Here is a 17601-nt window from a genome sequence, read left to right as displayed (position 1 = left end):
CGAATGGGCAAGGAGGGAATCGGGTGGAATGGCTTTTGTATGGAAGCGTGGCGCTCATCGCGCTTGCTTTTTTGCTGCTTGTTGTTTACATAGCCAGGACGCTCATCGTTTTGCAGGAAACGCTGCGCCGGCTGACGGCGGCGATCGACCATGCCGATGAGCAAGTGCAAACGGTGGCGAAAGAAGTTCGTGAACTTCTCCATACGGCCAACGGCATCGCCAGCGATGTGCAAAAAAAAGTAGAAACGCTAAATGGCGCAATCGAAGCGGTCGGAGAGATCGGCGGCACGATTCGTTCGCTCAACCGCGCGCTTCGGCAGGCGGCTGCCGGTTTGTCGGCGCGGGCGGGCCTGGGGCAAGGAAAATGGGGCAAGGCGTTGCGCTGGACAAATGTTTTGCTCGATTTACGGGAAAAATGGAGAAAAAACAATCGTTAAAGGAGGGTGTATCGAATGGCGAAAAATAACGGTGGATTTTTGCTTGGCGCGCTGGTCGGCGGCATCGCCGGCGCGGCTGCTGCGTTGTTTTTGACGAGCGAAAAAGGGCGGAAATGGCTGGCCGAGTGGAGCAACGATGAAACGTGGGAGCCGGTGAAAACAACGGCTGTCGAATGGTTGGAAACGGCGAAAGAGAAAACGAAGGAAATCGCCAACTTCATCCCGTTGAAATCCACGACGGCGCCAGCCGGCGGGGAAAACGATGGAGAGGAAGCCAAGGAGGCGACGATTCCGATTCCGCCATCCGCCGGGCCAGCCGACCGGGAAACGCTGCAAAAGCTGCTTGAGGAAGCCGAGGCGGCGCTTGATGACGCCGAGCAAAGCATCACGTCGCGAAAAGAAACGGAGTGAAGGCGATGGGAATGGAGAAGCTGGAGACGATCGAACAGTTTGACCGCGTCATGAAGGAAACGGAGCGTTTTTTGTTCGTCAAGCATAGCCTCACCTGCCCGATCAGTCAAGCGGCGTTTGGCGAATGCGAGAAGTTCGCCGCAGACCATCCAGAGCTGGCGGTGTATTGCCTGTACGTCCAAGAGGCGCGGCCGCTCTCCAACTATATCGCCGAAACGACCGGGGTGAAACACGAGTCGCCGCAAGTGCTGCTGTTTGAAAACGGCCGCGTCGTCTGGCATGCGTCCCATTGGGCCATTACGTATGGCGCGCTCTCGGAGCATGTCGGCGCTTGACCGTTCGCCTTTACTGCGGGCGGTTTTTTGCACACTTTTTACTTTATCGCTTAAAAGCGTTTAATCAAAAAAGCATTTTTTTCGTGACAACGATAGCTCCATCGATTATAATAAACACTAATTAAACGACTTCGCTCTCCAAGACGGGGGCGCCGCTTGCCGGCAAGCGGCGAAAACAATGCACTACACTTGGCGAAAGGATGAGAAAAGCATGAGCAATGAGAGATTAGACGAACTGCGGGCGCGAGTCGATGAGATCAACTTGCAGCTGTTGAAACTGATCAATGAACGGGGGCGGCTCGTTCAGGAGATCGGAAAAATTAAAGAAGCGCAAGGGACGCACCGCTACGACCCGGTGCGCGAACGGAAAATGTTGGATCTCATTTCCGAGCATAACGATGGGCCGTTTGAAACATCGACGCTGCAGCACATTTTCAAGGAAATTTTTAAAGCAGCGCTCGAGCTGCAGGAAGACGACCACCGCAAGGCGCTCCTTGTCTCGCGGAAAAAGCATCCGGAAAACACGATTGTTGAAGTGAAAGGCGAGCGAATCGGCGACGGCAATCAATATTTCGTCATGGGCCCGTGCGCTGTGGAAAGCTATGAACAAGTCGCTGCGGTGGCGGAGGCCGTGAAAAAACAAGGGATCAAGCTGCTGCGCGGCGGCGCCTACAAACCGCGCACGTCGCCGTACGATTTCCAAGGGCTCGGCGTGGAAGGGCTGAAAATTTTGAAACGGATCGCCGATGAGTTTGATTTGGCGGTCATCAGTGAAATCGTCACCCCGGCGGACATTGAAATCGCCTTGGACTATATTGACGTCATCCAAATCGGCGCGCGCAACATGCAAAACTTTGAGCTGCTTAAGGCAGCCGGCCAAGTGAACAAGCCGATTTTGCTGAAGCGCGGCTTGGCGGCGACGATTGAAGAATTCATCAACGCCGCTGAGTACATCATGTCACAAGGAAACGGGCAAATCATTTTGTGCGAGCGCGGCATCCGCACGTACGAGCGGGCGACGCGCAACACGCTCGACATTTCGGCTGTGCCGATTTTGAAGAAAGAAACGCACTTGCCGGTGTTCGTCGATGTCACCCACTCAACGGGGCGGCGCGATCTGCTCATCCCGTGCGCCAAAGCGGCCTTGGCGATCGGCGCCGACGGCGTCATGGCCGAAGTGCATCCGGACCCGGCCGTCGCCTTGTCCGATTCCGCCCAGCAAATGGACATCGCTCAATTCAACGAGTTTATGGAAGAAGTGCGCGCGTTCCAACGTCAGTTTGTTCAGGCGTAAGACGATCCCCTCGGTTGTTGCCCGAGGGGATTTTTTGATGAGATGGCGAGTGTTGGGGCAAACTACCCGTGAACGGTTTGTGAACAAACCGGCAAAATGGTTGCGATTTCGTTGCGAGTTGGCGATAATGTATCGTATGATAGTTGTACATACATTCGGAATTTGACCGGTTATCGGATCGAGCGAAAAGGAGTGAAACAAAATGACGGTAACGATTTATGATGTGGCGCGGGAGGCGAACGTCTCGATGGCGACCGTCTCGCGCGTCGTCAATGGCAACCCGAACGTCAAACCGTCGACGAGAAAAAAAGTGCTTGAGGCCATCGAACGGCTCGGCTACCGCCCGAACGCCGTGGCGCGGGGGCTCGCCAGCAAAAAAACGACGACGGTCGGAGTGATCATCCCGGATATTTCGAGCATTTTCTTCGCCGAACTGGCGCGCGGCATTGAGGACATCGCCACGATGTACAAGTACAACATCATTTTGAGCAACTCCGACCAAAACAAAGAAAAAGAGCTGCATTTGCTCAACACGATGCTCGCCAAGCAAGTGGACGGCCTGTTGTTTATGGGCGGGACGATCACCGATGAGCACGTCGCCGAATTTCAAAAGTCGTCGGTGCCGATCGTGCTTGCGGCGACGATGGGACCGAACGAGATTCCCTCGGTCAACATCGACTATGAGCAGGCGGCGTTTGAAGCCGTGACGTATTTGCTGGAAAAAGGAAACCGCCGCATTGTCTATGTGACCGGTCCGACCGATGACCCGATCAACCAGCGGAAGTTGGCGGGGTACCGACGCGCGCTTGAGGAACACGGCGCGCCGTATGAGGAAGAGCTCGTCATTGAGGGCGACAACTCGTACGACTCCGGCTTGGAGGCGTATGAGAAAATCACAGAGCTTGCCGAACGGCCGACGGCGGTGTTTGCTGGCACGGACGAAATGGCGCTCGGCATCATCCACAGCGCCCAAGACCACGGGGTGCGCGTGCCGGATGAACTGGAAGTCGTCGGTTTTGACAACACGCGATTGGCGACGATGGTGCGGCCGCGGCTGACGACCGTCGTGCAGCCGATGTACGACATCGGGGCGGTGGCGATGCGGCTCTTGACGAAGTATATGAACAAAGAGCCAGTGGACCACCATATCGTTGTCTTGCCGCACCGGCTTGAAGTGCGGGAGTCGACGAAATGAAAAAAGCTGGCCTCAACACGGGGGCCAGCTTCTTGCTTGCTTTGCTCCATTTCTTTTTTGACAGCTGCAATCGCCTTGCAGTCGGCCCGTTTTTCGGTGAAAACGGAAGTTGACTAGGAAAACAGGACGTAGAAATCCATTGTTTTCTTTAAATGAAAAAAAATCAAGTCCCCGCCCGGCGTTGACTGCGAATGAAATACAACGCCTTTTCCACCGTTTGCGCATTTTTTTCGCTGATCTCCGCCTTGCGCGGGATCGGGGGATACAAGTCATCCGGGTCGTCCCACTCAAGCGGAAGCGCGACGGATGAAAGCGGTTGCCAACGTTCGCGCCACTCATCCGGCAGCGGGCCGGACACATCGGCTTGTCCCGTCATCTCGAGCCAAAGGAGCGCCCATGCCCGCGGCACGACGCGCCAGATGTCATAGCCGCCGCCGCCGACGGCGATCCAGCGTCCGCCGCAATATTCATGCGCGATTTCGTGCGCGAGTTTCGGAATGGCGCGGTAGGTTTTCATCGTCACCGACAAATGGGTGAGCGGATCGTAATAGTGGGCGTCGACGCCGTTTTGCGTCACGATGACGTCCGGGCGGAAAAAGTCGGCGATTTCCCGAAGCGCGGTCGTATAGGCGGCGATCCATGATTCGTCTTCCGTGAACGCATCAACGGGAATGTTGAACGAATAGCCGTAGCCCGCGCCTAAGCCGCGCTCGTTGACATTTCCGGTCCCTGGGAACAAATAGCGCCCCGTTTCATGAATGGAAAACGTGCAAACGTTCGGATCGTCGTAAAACGCCCATTGCACCCCGTCGCCGTGGTGGGCGTCCGTGTCGACGTACAACACGCGCAGTCCGTATTTCTCCCTGATGTATTGAATGGCGACCGCGCTGTCGTTGTAGACGCAAAAGCCGGATGCTTTGCCGCGGAAGCCGTGGTGCAGACCGCCGCCAAGGTTGAGCGCATGCTCGGCCGCTCCGGAAAGAACCGCGTCGACGGCGGTGAGGGTGCTGCCGACCAAAAGAGCGCTCGCTTCGTGCATGTTTGGGAAAATCGGCGTATCCTCGGTGCCAAGGCCGTAGTTTTGCGCCGCCGCTTCCGACAGCTCGCCGCGCCCGGCCGCTTTCACCGCCTCGATGTAGGAGCGGTCGTGAATGAGCGCCAGCTCGTCATCGGTCGCCATGCGCGGGGCGACGATCTGGCGGTCTTCGAGCGCGCCGAGCGTGCAAAGCAAGTCGTATGTCATTTTGACCCGCAGCTGGTTGAACGGATGGTCGTCATGAAATTTGTACTGAAGAAATTGCTCGCTATAGACGAATGCGCAGTTTCGGCTCATGACGTAACCCCCGGCAAGTTCGGCCATAGCACGTGATAGCCGGCGTTTTGCAAATCGCGGATCAATGGAAGCGGATTCATCGTCTGCACGCGGAAAACTAAAATTTTCTCATTCGGATCCGGAGCTGGATACACCAAGACGCTGGCGATGTTCACATGGCGCTCGCTGATGATGGCCGCCGCTTTGCTTAACATGCCGGTTTCGTTCGGCACTTTGATCTCGATTTGCGACCCCGGCTGGTGAACGCCGGTCAATTCAATGAACGTGCGGAGCAAATCCGTTTGCGTGATGATGCCGACGAGTTTCCCGTGATTGACGATCGGCAGACAGCCGATTCGGTGTTCGTAAAAGAGCGCCGCCACCTCCTCGACGAAATCGAGCGGATGGCCGACGATGAGGTCGGTTTTCATAATCGTGCTGACCGGTTTTTGCAAGTCTTCAAGATGTTCATGAAGATGGAAAATGGACGGGCTCGCGTCGCGCAAATCTTGGCTCGTCACAAGCCCCAGAAGACGTCCTTCCTCGTCGACGACCGGCAGATGGCGGATGCGGTGATGTCTTAGCAGCTGCAGCGCTTCGGCGATTGTATTGGTGGCGCGAAGCGTGATAACCGGTGCTTTCATCACTTGTTCGACAAGCATCGTTCTCCTCTCCCCTTTGTGCGTGGCATTTTATGCGCGCCGCCCGCAACCGGCAAGGCGGGCGCAAACGTCCGGACAGCTGAGAATTTCAGCTAGTACATATAGCGGTTCATAAACCGAAGCCGGTCGAACCGTTGAATCGATTCGGCGTCGACCCGTTTGCCAATGCGGACCATGAGGCAGTTCGCCGGATGGGAGCAAATTTCCGGGTCGTCGGTCGCATACCAGACGAGCCCGCCGGCGTTCATCATTTTCTCCATCACTTTTCGGTACTCCCATACGTTCAGCCCCGTGCCTTTTAGATCCCAATGCCAATAATACTCCGTTGTAATGATGATATAGTCTTCCATGGCGTCGTCCATCATCGAGACGATCAATAAATTTTTTCCGACGCCAAACCCGCGGAACTCCGGAATGACTTCAATGGCGCCAAGCTCGAGCAAATTTTCCATGTTCCCTTCCGACCAACGTTCGAGAGGATCAGGATACAAAAACGTCACATACCCGACAATCACCTCGCCGCGGCGGGCGATGATGATCCGCCCTTCCGGCAGCTTGGCGATTTCGATCAACGCTTTGTGCTGTTTGGCAGGCGGGCGGAAGGAAGTGAGGTCATGGTGGAATTCATAGCTGGCCAACGCTTCCGGCGTCACCGGCCCTTCGATGAGGAGCGTTCCTTTCGGGGTTTTCAGCTCTTTGGCGTTATACGTTTTTTTATGTTCCATTCGTCCACCACCTGAATTGGTCGTTCTGCTTCCATTATACATAAAAACGGCGCCGGCTGGTGCGGTTCAAAAAAATTTCAAAAAAGTGGGGACGAGGAATATTTTAAAAATTGAGAAATGGTTTTCAATCGACTATAATAGAAATGTAATCACTTACATAAGGGGGATCGGAGAATGAACACAGAACGGCTTCCTGTCATACAAGGGGACTACAATTTGAAAAACTACGAAGAAACATATAAACAGTTTCAATGGTCGGAAGTGGAGAAAGAGTTTTCTTGGCATGAAACGGGCCGAGTCAACATGGCGTATGAGGCGATCGACCGCCATGCTGAGTCATTCCGTAAAAATAAAGTGGCGCTCTATTACCGCGACGCGGTGCGGAACGAGAAATATACGTTCAAAGAAATGAAAGAGATGTCCAATAAGGTGGCGAACGTCTTAAAACAGGCGGCGGACATTCAGAAGGGCGACCGTGTGTTCGTGTTCATGCCGCGTTCTCCGGAACTGTACTTTGCGGTGCTTGGGATCATTAAAACCGGCGCCATCGTCGGGCCGTTGTTTGAGGCGTTCATGGAAGGAGCGGTGCGCGACCGTCTTGAAGACAGCGGGGCGAAGGCGATCATTACGACGCCGGAGCTTCTGCCGCGCGTGCCGGTCGGCGATTTGCCGGAGTTGAAGTACGTCTTTTTGGTCGGCGACGGCATTGTCGAGGAAGGGCCGTACATCGATTTGAAAAAGCGGATGAATGAGGCAAGCAAGCATTTCGACATCGAATGGGTCGACCGCCAAGACGGCTTGATTTTGCATTACACATCCGGTTCGACCGGCAAGCCGAAAGGCGTTTTGCACGTCCATAACGCGATGATTCAGCACTATCAAACGGCGAAATGGGTGCTCGACTTAAAAGAAGACGACATTTACTGGTGCACGGCTGACCCGGGGTGGGTGACTGGGACGTCGTACGGCATCTTCGGCCCGTGGCTGTGCGGAGCGTCAAGCGTCATCGTCGGCGGCCGCTTCAGCCCGGATGCTTGGTATCAAACGATCCAAGATTTCGGCGTCACCGTCTGGTACAGCGCGCCGACGGCGTTCCGCATGCTGATGGGCGCCGGCGATGAAGTCGTGAAAAAATATGATTTAAGCTCGCTCCGCCACATTTTGAGCGTCGGCGAGCCGCTCAACCCGGAAGTCATCCGCTGGGGGATGAAAGTGTTCGGCCGCCGCATCCATGATACGTGGTGGATGACGGAAACAGGCGGGCATCTCATTTGCAACTACCCGTGCATGGAAATCAAGCCGGGATCGATGGGGAAACCGATTCCGGGCGTTGAGGCGGCGATCATTGATGACCAAGGAAACGTCTTGCCGCCGTACCGGATGGGCAACTTGGCCATCAAAAAAGGCTGGCCGTCGATGATGAAAACGATTTGGAACAACCCGCAAAAATATGAATCATACTTTATCGGCGACTGGTACGTATCCGGCGATTCGGCCTACATGGATGAAGACGGCTACTTCTGGTTCCAAGGCCGTGTTGACGATGTCATCAACACATCCGGCGAACGCGTTGGGCCGTTTGAAGTCGAAAGCAAGCTCGTCGAGCATCCGGCCGTTGCCGAAGCCGGCGTCATCGGAAAGCCGGATCCGGTGCGCGGGGAAATCATCAAAGCGTTCATCGCGCTTCGCGAAGGGTACGAGCCGTCCGAGGAGCTGAAAGAAGACATCCGCCAATTTGTGAAAAAAGGGCTTGCCGCTCATGCCGCGCCGCGTGAGATCGAGTTCCGCGACAAACTGCCGAAAACGCGGAGCGGGAAAATCATGCGCCGCGTCCTAAAGGCGTGGGAGCTCAACTTGCCGACCGGCGATTTGTCGACGATGGAAGACTGATGAGCGAAAAGCGTCTGGAACATCCGCTGTTCCAGGCGCTGTTGTTCTTTTCAGGCTGGGGCCGAAGCGGGGCGGCTGCAAAGACGGTGATGGAACGGAAAACGCGGCCAACAGCGTGATTTCTCCATTTGAAAAACTTGATACATGCCCGTTTCCTCTTCGCTTAAGAACCATCCATTTGGCGAAAATCGTTGTGCTTTCCCCATCTTCACAAAACAAGAAAGGGTGTCCCAACAAGGATCGGGACACCCTCTTTTCGATCACCATATATACGCGCCAACTCTTTATTCAAAACGAATGGCATCTTCTAAAGAAAGCCAATCAAAGAAAGACAATCTTTTGGGTCAGCTCCTTGTCACTCCACGTCACCCGACGGCGGGGGAGAAGACGGCTCGCCGCTCTTTTGATGACCGGAATTGGGCGGCGAGGCGGACGGCAGCGAAACGAGGTTCGACGGCGCCGATTCCTGTCCGGCGATGTCCACAGCAGTGACGCAGTACGCGGCGCCCGGCTGCAGCGGCGAAAACGAGGCTGCCTCGTCCGCTTTAACAGCGGCGGCGAGGCGTCGTTCCCCCGTTTCGTTCACTAGATAGACGCGGTAGCCGATGACATCCGGCTCGTTATGGCGATTCCAGACGAGCTTGCCCCCTGCAAGCCGAGCGGCGGGTGGAGCCGGTGGACGGCCGTTTTCCTTTAATGTGGAGACGAGCGATGCATCGCCTGCCTGCCCTTCGCCGTTGATCCCCCAATCGGCGAGAAGCTTCGGATTCACGATCACTTCGCGAGTGACAAACTCTTCCGGCGTCGTCTCAAGCGCCACATAGCGGCGTCCGCCGATGACGACGACCCGGCTTTCCATCACTTCCTCGCCGCTTCCTTCCCGCGGTGCAAACTTCGTATTGTACAGATCGTAACGGACGAGCCCGGCTTTTTCGCACGCGGCCGACGGGCTGAAGCCGCTCGCGGCGCAGTAAGCGCGGCGGACGATGCCGCCTGGCATGAGAAACCGCTTCGGCGGAGCGATGAGCTTCGGGTTTTCTTGATAGGCAGCATTGATCAACCGCGCCCATAACAGCTGGGTGCGCTGGCTGTAGGAAAGCCCTTTGTAGCGGGACTCAAGCGGCGCCGGCCGGTCATAGCCGATCCAAACGCCGAACGTGACGTTCGGATTGACGGCGATAAACCACGAATCGCGCTTGTCTTGCGATGTGCCGGTTTTTCCCGCCCAATCGGCGGAAAAGGTCAAGTAGCGCGGCACCGACGAGGCCGTTCCGCCGTGAAGCACGTCGCGCATCATATCAATCATCAAGTACGACGTTTGCGGCGAAAACACCGGGACGGGTTTGCTTTGATGTTTGTAAACGATCTTTCCGTTTTTGTCCACAATCTTCTCAATCATGTAAGCGTCCACGAACGATCCGTAATTGGCGAACGTCGCATAGGCGTTGACGTTTTCCTCGACCGTGACGCCAATGTGCGTCCCGCCGATCGCCAAAGCTGGATTGGCCTCTTCTTGTTTGGCGACGCTCGTGACCCCCATTTTATGCAAATAGTCAATCGGATGGCGGGATCGAATTCTCATATACGTCCGAACGGCCGGAATGTTGAACGATTGCTGCAAGGCATAGCGCGCCGTGACGAGCCCGTGCGTTTTTCCGTCCGCGTTTTTCGGTGTATACGAACCGATCGAAAGCGGCAAGTCGGGAATGATCGTCGCCGGCTGGATGACGCCCATCTCCATCGCCGGCGCGTATACTAAGAGCGGTTTCATCGTTGACCCGTTGGACCGGTGCGCTTGGGTGGCGTGGTTCAACTGCTCGCGCCCATAATCGCGGCCGCCGACGAAGCTGATGATTTTTCCCGTTTTGTTTTCGATGAGCATCGCCCCGACTTCGACCGGTTGGCGATGGGGGATCATTTTTCCTGTTTTCTTGTCTTTGGTGTAATACACATTGTCGCTTCCGTAATACGGGTAGCGGGCGGCGATGCGCTGCATTTGTTCATAAATCTTTTTGTCGATCGTCGTATAAATCCGATATCCGCCTTGGCGCAACGCTTTTTCCGCCTCGCCGAGATAGCGGCGGAAACGAGCGGGGTCGCGCTTCACCTCTTCCGGCTTATAGCCGTCGCGCTTGGCGAACGTCTCGGCGAGCACCTCTTTCGCCCGCCGCTCAATCTCCATCGTCAAAAACGGATATTGTTCAAACGGCGACGGCTTCGGGGCGGCCAAATGCTTCGCCACATCATAGGAAAGCGCTTCCTTATACTGTTTTTCCGAGATGTAGCCGGCCCGTTTCATCCGGTACAGCACCGTTTTCATCCGTTTCAATCCCGCCGAGAGATCCGATTTGACGCTGCCGTCAGCGGCAAACGGGGTGTAGACGAACGGGTTTTGCGGCAGTCCGGCCAAAAACGCCGCTTGAGCGAGATTCAACTCTTTGGCGTTGACGCCAAAGACGCCTTGGGCCGCGGCTTGGATGCCGGCGATGTTGCGCCCTGAAGAATTGCGGCCGAACGGAACGACGTTTAAATACGCCTCTAAAATGTCTTCTTTGGAAAAAAATTTCTCCAGACGAAGTGAAAGCAGCATTTCTTTCGCCTTCCGCTCAAACGACACCTCGTTCGTCAACATCTGGTTTTTGACGAGCTGCTGCGTAAGCGTGCTCCCGCCGCTTTTGACCGGCGAGTTGGTCAGCTCTTGAAACACGGCGCGGATGACGGCCTTCGGAACGACGCCGTCGTGTTCATAAAAATGTTCGTCTTCGGTCGCGATGATCGCCTGCACGACGTATGGCGACACCTCGGAAAGAGGCACCGCCTCGCGGTCAAGGTCGGACCGGAACCGCCCTAAATATACGCCGCGGTCAAAGTACATGTGGCTCGTTTCGCCGTAATGGTAAATCTCCTTTTTCATCTCGTCGGGCGAGGGAACGGGCATATCTTTGACCAAAAAGGCAAAATAGCCGGCACCGGCGCCGATGGCAAAGCAGACAAGGCAGAGTGCGGCGATGAGCAAAATTAAGATGACGTTCCAAACCACATCGTATGTAAGGGAAAAATAATGCCACGCTTTTTCAAGAGAAATGGAAAGTTGGTTTCGCTTCATGCCAGCCCCCCTATGCGGCAAGTCATTATATATCAGTATACCATAGGAAGGGGAGGCATTGTGGAATTTTGCCGATTTTTCGCCGTTTGTGCGAAAAGCGTTAGAGTTGACAGCGAGCGCATCGCTATGGTAATAAGAATGTATATATTTCATATGAGAAAGCGATGATGGGAACAAGTAGCGGCTGTCTCCCTGGTGCAGAGAGCTGGCGGACGGTGCGAGCCAGTCCACAGGCAGGCGTGAATTACCTCCCTGAGCAGCGATGGCGAACGTTTTTGGCACCTAGTAGCCATCCGCCGGCCGGCGCCGTTATCCAAATGAGTGAGAAAGCACCATGCTTTCTAAGTAGGGTGGTACCGCGACGAACACTCGCCCCTTCATCACGGGCGGGTGTTTTCTTTTGCATGACATTTATAGAGAGGTGAAGGACATGGATTTGCTTGAGGAATTGCAATGGCGCGGGCTCGTCAACCAAACGACGGATGAAGACGGGTTGCGCAAGCTGTTGAATGAGGAGCGGGTGACGCTCTACTGCGGGTTTGACCCGACGGCGGACAGTTTGCATATCGGCAACTTGGCCGCCATTTTGACGCTGCGCCGCTTCCAGCAGGCGGGGCACCGGCCGATCGCCCTAGTCGGCGGAGCGACGGGGTTGATCGGTGACCCGAGCGGGAAAAAAAGCGAGCGCACGCTCAATGCGAAAGAAACCGTCGAGGCATGGAGCGCGCGTATTAAAGAACAGCTCGGCCGTTTTTTAGATTTTGAAGCGGACGGCAATCCGGCGAAAATCAAAAACAACTACGACTGGATCGGGCCGCTGGATGTCATTACGTTTTTGCGCGATGTGGGCAAGCATTTCAGCGTCAACTACATGATGGCGAAAGAGTCGGTGCAATCGCGCATCGAGACGGGCATTTCATTTACCGAGTTCAGCTATATGATGCTGCAGGCATACGATTTTCTCCGCCTGTACGAGACGGAAGGCTGCCGCCTGCAAATCGGCGGGAGCGACCAATGGGGCAACATCACGGCAGGGCTTGAGCTTATTCGCAAAACGAAAGGCGAGGCGCGGGCGTTTGGCTTGACGATCCCGCTTGTGACGAAAGCGGACGGCACGAAATTCGGGAAAACGGAAAGCGGCACGATTTGGCTCGATAAAGAGAAAACATCGCCGTACGAGTTTTACCAGTTTTGGATCAACACCGACGACCGCGATGTGATCCGCTACTTGAAGTACTTTACGTTCCTGTCAAAAGAGGAAATCGAAGCGCTTGAACAAGAGCTTCGTGAAGCCCCAGAGAAGCGGGCGGCCCAAAAGGCGCTTGCTGAGGAAGTGACAAAGCTCGTGCACGGCGAAGAGGCGCTCAGGCAAGCGATTCGCATTTCTGAAGCGCTCTTTAGCGGCGACATTGCCAATTTGACAGCGGCGGAAATTGAGCAAGGGTTCAAAGATGTGCCGTCATTCGTTCATGAAGGAGGCGACGTTCCGCTTGTCGAGCTGCTCGTTTCTGCCGGCATTTCGCCATCGAAGCGGCAAGCGCGCGAAGACATCCAAAACGGCGCCATTTACGTCAACGGCGAGCGCCTTCAAGACGTCGGAGCCATATTAACGGCTGAACACCGCCTTGAGGGGCGGTTTACGGTCATCCGCCGCGGGAAGAAAAAGTATTATTTGATTCGCTACGCCTAAGAAAAAAGATCCGAAATGCATCGGCATTTCGGATCTTTTTTGCGCCTTAACGCGAGTAGAACTCGACGATGAGCGCTTCGTTGATTTCCGCCGGCAGTTCGGAACGCTCCGGCAAGCGGGTGTACGTCCCTTCCATTTTTTCCGGATTGAACGTCAAGTAATCCGGAATGTAGTTGTTCGCTTCGAGCGCTTCTTTAATCACTTGCAAGTTGCGCGATTTTTCGCGAACGGCGATCGTTTGTCCCGGTTTGACTCGGTACGACGGGATGTTGACACGGCTGCCGTCGACCAAAATGTGGCCGTGCGTCACGAGCTGGCGGGCTTGACGGCGCGTGCGGGCCAACCCTAAGCGATAGACGAGGTTGTCTAGGCGCGATTCTAACAAAATCATGAAGTTTTCGCCGTGTTTGCCCGGCATTTTGCCTGCTTCTTCAAACGTTTTGCGGAATTGGCGTTCGTTCACGCCGTACATATGGCGCAGCTTTTGTTTTTCTTGCAGCTGCAAGCCATATTCCGACAATTTCCGCCGTTGCCCCGGACCATGTTGGCCAGGCGGATACGGACGTTTTTGCAATTCTTTCCCCGTGCCGCTCAACGAGATGCCAAGGCGGCGGGAAATTTTCCACATTGGGCCAGTATAACGAGCCATTCGTTGCTCCTCCTTACGCTTTTATTCCCGTAAAATAAAAGCAGATGTGCGCCAACAATTATGGCCATTTTGTTTTCATGCATCCTCGCTCTCGCAGCTAAGAGTTACACGATGCACCTCGGCGGGTCGAGGAACAAAATGAACCATAAAGGTGGGCACAAAGGCTGCTATATTTTACACAAAGGCTATTATATGATTTTTAGAGGATAAAGTCAACATTTTGTTTCCCTTCGAGTCAGTCAAGACTTTGTGGAGAACATTTTTTCGGTTCACTACGGGCGTTGTCAATCACTAGTTAGCGAACCATTTTCAGGAATTAATATCGTAAGCGCTTTCGGACTCTCGTCCCTCATCTTGAGGCGATGATACGATATTCCATTTTTTTACACCCAACCACCATCCCGGAGCGCCGACAACGCTTGATGGATCGGCGTCCCGGATGACCGCTGCAGACACGGTAGATTCTGACGCACCACATCTGCCCATAACCGTCCTGCCTTCCGTTTGGCCTGTTCAACCCGCTTGGACTTCGTCGAGGCCGAGGCTGCCGTTCGGGTCTCTTCTTCCTCCACCAACTGCCCATTTCTCCGCCAAATCCCGTCGATTCGGGCTGCCATCGCCCTCAGAAACGCCCGAAGCCCTTGGTCTTTCCAGCTGCGGCGGGATTTCACCCGATGCGCAAACCGGCTCATCACGCTCTCGGCGTGACCCATCGGACGCATGCCGGTCGTCTCCACCCCTTGCTCCGACAGCCACTCCCGATAGTCCCGGATGCATCCCGGCATCGACTCGATCCGGCGGATCATGGCAGCCATCTGCTTCTCTTTCGCTTCGTCCTCCAACGTGCCGACCGCGCTGTTCAGCTCCACCAGAAGCCCCTCCTCGTCTTGTTTCGCCAGCTTCTTCCGCACCTCCCGCCAACGCGGGTGGCCGGACAGACACTGACGCAGCTCCCGCGCCACATGAAATCGATCCAGCTGAAAGCACGCCCGCTTCCCAAAATACTCCCGGCAGGCCGTGATCCACGACGCCGCGTCGCCGTTGATGATCAACAGGTCCCGGCACGGATCATAGGCATATTCGTTCATCAGCCACTCTTCGAACCGTTCCCACACGTCTCCCTCCCCTTCATGGAGGTAGTGGCGCCGGTTCACGAGCTCAAGCTGCGAACCGTTTCGTTTCCATCCCTCGTGAACCGCCAGGATTTTCTCTTCTTTCGCCCGTTTCCCTTTCCCCTGGCGGGAAATAAACAGTCCATCCGCCTCCACAAACAGCACCCGGCCGTGCCGTTGGGAAACAGGGCGGTGCAGCGAGACAGGGGCCTCCAGCACCAGTTGGCGAATCGCCTCGTGGCTCATGACCGCATACCCCACGATCGACTCCAACGTACGGGCCGCTTTGCGGTAGGAAGAGCACTCTACGGCCAACTCGACCGCCGTTTCCTCGAGGCAAGGACTGATCGATCGGGCCCCATCAAAGCCTAATTCGGCATCCAGCAAGAAGGTATAGTTCCCCGTTTGCCGGTCATAGTAGTAGTTCCGTCGAAACGTCACTTCTCCAAACAGCGTTTGGATCGTAGTCGGCCGTTTGTCTTTCAGCTGATACCGGCGCTTGTCCCGCGCTTCCGCCAGTTGTTGATCAATCTCCTCCAAAAGGGCCGCCAACAAGACAGCGAACACCTTTTGAAGAGTTCTGACTAATTGTTCCTCCAACTCTTTTAATAGGGGCCATTCTGTGGTAAGATGTTTCATGGACTCTCTCCCTCCTGTTTTCGGTTGGTTTGCCAATCACCATCATAGCAGGGAGAGAGTCCTTTTTTCACGACATTTGCTTTTTCTACCGCGCTTCGCTTGGTGGCCCCGACGAGCGTCGCGAACAAAAGTTCGCAACCCTCGTCGGGGATCATTTCGGAATGTCACCCACAAATATTTTACTCACACTTTCCCTTCTTCTCTATTTGTATGATATAATAAAAGATGCAATTTTTAGAAAAAATTTGTCATCCCATTCTCTCATTTGGAATGATGATGCCGGTTTGGGTGGAAAAGGCGATGAACAAGGAAGAAATGAAGCGGTATGAATCATTTAAACAAAAATTTTTCCACTGGTTTTTAGCGTTTCAGGACGATGGGCCGTTTTCGGCGGCGGCGGGCGAGTTGCTCGCGCTGCTAAAAGAAGAGCTGGCGCTCGAGCAAGCCGTTTTTTATTTGTACGACCCGGTGCGGGCTGCCTTTTATCCGGAAGCGGCCGCGGTTGGGACGCCGGACGCTGGGCCGATCGCGGCTGATGGAGAGCGGAAAGTCGCTGTTGTCGATGCCGGTGGGCCGCATATGGCGGCCCGGCTCTTTTTCATGCTTTCCGATGAGACGCCGGCGATGGTCGAGCTGATGTATCGAAAAGATGGCGGTTTTGACGAGCGGTTGTTGTGGGAGATCCGGACGGATTTGGCGCGATTGTTTCGGAAACTTAGCGCGGTGCTGCAAGGAGAGGGCGAAGAGAAACGGTATGGACAGCTGCATCACTTTGCCGCAAAAATTCATTCCTCGATGCATATCGATGTTGTGCTTGAAGAAATTATCCGCACGCTGCAAAACGTCTATCCATCATTCACCTACCACCTTCTGTTGTCGCATGACAACCATCTGCGCGGAAATTTGCCGATTAAAACGCTTGTATTGGATGAAAGGGAAAAACAGACGGCGGCGTTGCGGGCGTTTTTGACTGGACAAGTGCAATGCGAGGAGATGGAGGCGCCGCCGCGCTCGGTGCTGTACGCCCCGATTAAAGGGGTGCAGGCGGTGTATGGGGTGATTGAAATTATCGCCCCATACGCTGCGCCATTTCCAAAACGAGAGATTCATTTTATTTCGCTGCTGGCAAGCACGGCTGGAAGCGCGCTTGAGAACGCCAAGTTGTATGAACAGTCGCGCCGGCTTGTCGCCGATTTGCAGCTGATCAACGACACAATGCGCCAATTGAACGCCCGGCCGCGGCTTCATGAAGCCATTGAGTACATGGTATCGCAAATCCAACAATCGTTCGGCGCGGATGAAGTCGGTTTTTTCTTGTTTGCCGACGGCAAGCGGGAGCTTTTGCCAGGCAGCACGCCGTTTTTTTTCGACCATCGGTCCGAGCCCTATATCGAATGGGTGGAAAAGCGGCGCCAAAGCGGAAATGACATTTTATTTGCCGGTGATGTATGCGTGTCCGCTTTCGGTTCGTTTCGTTCCATCATGGCGGCGCCGATGCAGCAAAACAAGGAAACGAAGGGACTGTGCATTGCGCTCGCCAGCGAGCCATACCGATTTACGTTTGAGATGTTTAAGCTCTTGGAATCCCTCGTTCAACATTCAACGCTGGCGTTTATGAACGCGATGCTGCGCGAAGAGCTCGAGAAGATGGTAGTCACCGATTATTTGACAAAGCTGCATACGCGCCGTTACTTGGACGAGGTGATCCAAACATCCATGGGATCCGATGCATCCGGGGCGCTCATTTTGTTTGACATTGACAACTTTAAGCAAATCAACGATGTGTACGGCCATCAAACGGGCGATGGGGTGCTCGTCCAAGTGGCTGAGACGGTGCGCGCCAACATTCGCGATGGCGATGTGGCGGCGCGTTGGGGCGGGGAAGAGCTGGCGGTGTATTTGCCGAAAGTGCCGCTGTCTGACGCCATTTCGATTGCCCGCCGCATCACAGAAAAAGTCAGAGAACAAACGATTCCGACGGTGACCGTTTCGTGCGGCGTGTCATGGTGGGAGCGCCAAGGCTGCGAGGATGCAAAACAGCTGTTCAAACGAGCCGACGCCGCGCTTTATATGGCAAAAGAGACGGGAAAAAACTGCATTTTTGTGCACGATGACTGTCATTTGTATAAGGTGTAAAAAAAAGG

Annotated in this window: 14 protein-coding genes and 1 other annotated feature; of the genes, 8 read left to right on the top strand and 6 right to left on the bottom strand. The window is 54.9% G+C overall.

Translation table 11 applies throughout. The annotated features are described in order from the left end of the window. Window positions 1-23 precede the first annotated feature (23 nt). From GT3570_RS13770 to ccpA, 5 genes are all read left to right on the top strand, one after another. Complete coding sequence (locus tag GT3570_RS13770; RefSeq protein WP_011232288.1) at window positions 24-437, top strand: DUF948 domain-containing protein; 414 nt, start codon at window positions 24-26, stop codon at window positions 435-437. A gap of 15 nt (window positions 438-452) precedes the next feature. Next, window positions 453-848 (top strand): hypothetical protein, encoded by a 396-nt coding sequence (locus GT3570_RS13765; RefSeq protein ID WP_011232287.1) that lies wholly within the window; start codon window positions 453-455, stop codon window positions 846-848. 5 nt (window positions 849-853) lie between these two features. Then, window positions 854-1183 (top strand): bacillithiol system redox-active protein YtxJ, encoded by a 330-nt coding sequence (ytxJ, locus tag GT3570_RS13760; RefSeq protein ID WP_011232286.1) that lies wholly within the window; start codon window positions 854-856, stop codon window positions 1181-1183. A 211-nt stretch (window positions 1184-1394) separates the two neighbouring features. Beyond that, entirely contained in the window at window positions 1395-2477 is a 1083-nt protein-coding gene (locus GT3570_RS13755; RefSeq protein WP_011232285.1) for a bifunctional 3-deoxy-7-phosphoheptulonate synthase/chorismate mutase, read from the top strand. 202 nt (window positions 2478-2679) lie between these two features. Then, on the top strand, window positions 2680-3672 hold the full coding sequence (gene ccpA / locus GT3570_RS13750; protein WP_023633315.1) for a catabolite control protein A: 993 nt from the start codon (window positions 2680-2682) through the stop codon (window positions 3670-3672). Window positions 3673-3835: 163 nt separating this feature from the next. Here ccpA and GT3570_RS13745 read toward each other — a convergent pair whose 3' ends face one another. The 3 genes from GT3570_RS13745 to GT3570_RS13735 form a co-directional block, all read right to left on the bottom strand. Beyond that, entirely contained in the window at window positions 3836-5005 is a 1170-nt protein-coding gene (locus tag GT3570_RS13745; protein WP_062898881.1) for an acetoin utilization protein AcuC, read from the bottom strand. Beyond that, on the bottom strand, window positions 5002-5646 hold the full coding sequence (locus tag GT3570_RS13740) for an acetoin utilization AcuB family protein (protein WP_011232282.1): 645 nt from the start codon (window positions 5644-5646) through the stop codon (window positions 5002-5004). Before GT3570_RS13740 ends, GT3570_RS13745 begins: the two co-directional genes overlap by 4 nt. 92 nt (window positions 5647-5738) lie before the next feature. Further along, a complete protein-coding gene (locus GT3570_RS13735) occupies window positions 5739-6371 on the bottom strand; it encodes a GNAT family N-acetyltransferase (protein ID WP_011232281.1) in 633 nt (210 codons plus the stop codon). 174 nt (window positions 6372-6545) lie between these two features. On the opposite strand from GT3570_RS13735, the gene acsA reads away from it, so the two are divergent. Next, a complete protein-coding gene (gene acsA / locus GT3570_RS13730) occupies window positions 6546-8261 on the top strand; it encodes an acetate--CoA ligase (RefSeq protein WP_011232280.1) in 1716 nt (571 codons plus the stop codon). A 355-nt stretch (window positions 8262-8616) separates the two neighbouring features. Here the strand turns inward: acsA and GT3570_RS13725 are convergent, their stop codons facing one another. Further along, a complete protein-coding gene (locus GT3570_RS13725) occupies window positions 8617-11367 on the bottom strand; it encodes a transglycosylase domain-containing protein (protein WP_062898880.1) in 2751 nt (916 codons plus the stop codon). Window positions 11368-11522: 155 nt separating this feature from the next. Next, window positions 11523-11747, top strand: a binding site (T-box leader). Window positions 11748-11797: 50 nt separating this feature from the next. Here GT3570_RS13725 and tyrS point away from each other — a divergent pair. After that, window positions 11798-13057, top strand: coding sequence for a tyrosine--tRNA ligase (gene tyrS, locus GT3570_RS13720; RefSeq protein WP_062898879.1), 1260 nt, complete (start codon window positions 11798-11800; stop codon window positions 13055-13057). Between the two features lie 46 nt (window positions 13058-13103). On the opposite strand, the gene rpsD is transcribed toward tyrS, so the two are convergent. Both rpsD and GT3570_RS13710 read right to left on the bottom strand, forming a co-directional pair. Then, window positions 13104-13706, bottom strand: coding sequence for a 30S ribosomal protein S4 (rpsD, locus tag GT3570_RS13715; protein WP_011232276.1), 603 nt, complete (start codon window positions 13704-13706; stop codon window positions 13104-13106). A 383-nt stretch (window positions 13707-14089) separates the two neighbouring features. Further along, the gene (locus GT3570_RS13710) at window positions 14090-15457 is read right to left on the bottom strand and encodes an ISLre2-like element ISGsp3 family transposase (RefSeq protein ID WP_062898392.1); all 1368 of its coding nucleotides are present in this window, start codon (window positions 15455-15457) and stop codon (window positions 14090-14092) included. A gap of 276 nt (window positions 15458-15733) precedes the next feature. Here GT3570_RS13710 and GT3570_RS13705 point away from each other — a divergent pair, with 276 nt between their 5' ends. Further along, window positions 15734-17593, top strand: a complete 1860-nt coding sequence (locus GT3570_RS13705) for a sensor domain-containing diguanylate cyclase (protein WP_021322106.1) — start codon at window positions 15734-15736, stop codon at window positions 17591-17593. Window positions 17594-17601 lie beyond the last annotated feature (8 nt).

Source organism: Geobacillus thermoleovorans, assembly GCF_001610955.1.
In the GTDB taxonomy this organism is placed as follows: Bacteria; Bacillota; Bacilli; order Bacillales; family Anoxybacillaceae; genus Geobacillus; species Geobacillus thermoleovorans.
This window is presented reverse-complemented; position numbering and strand designations above follow the sequence as displayed.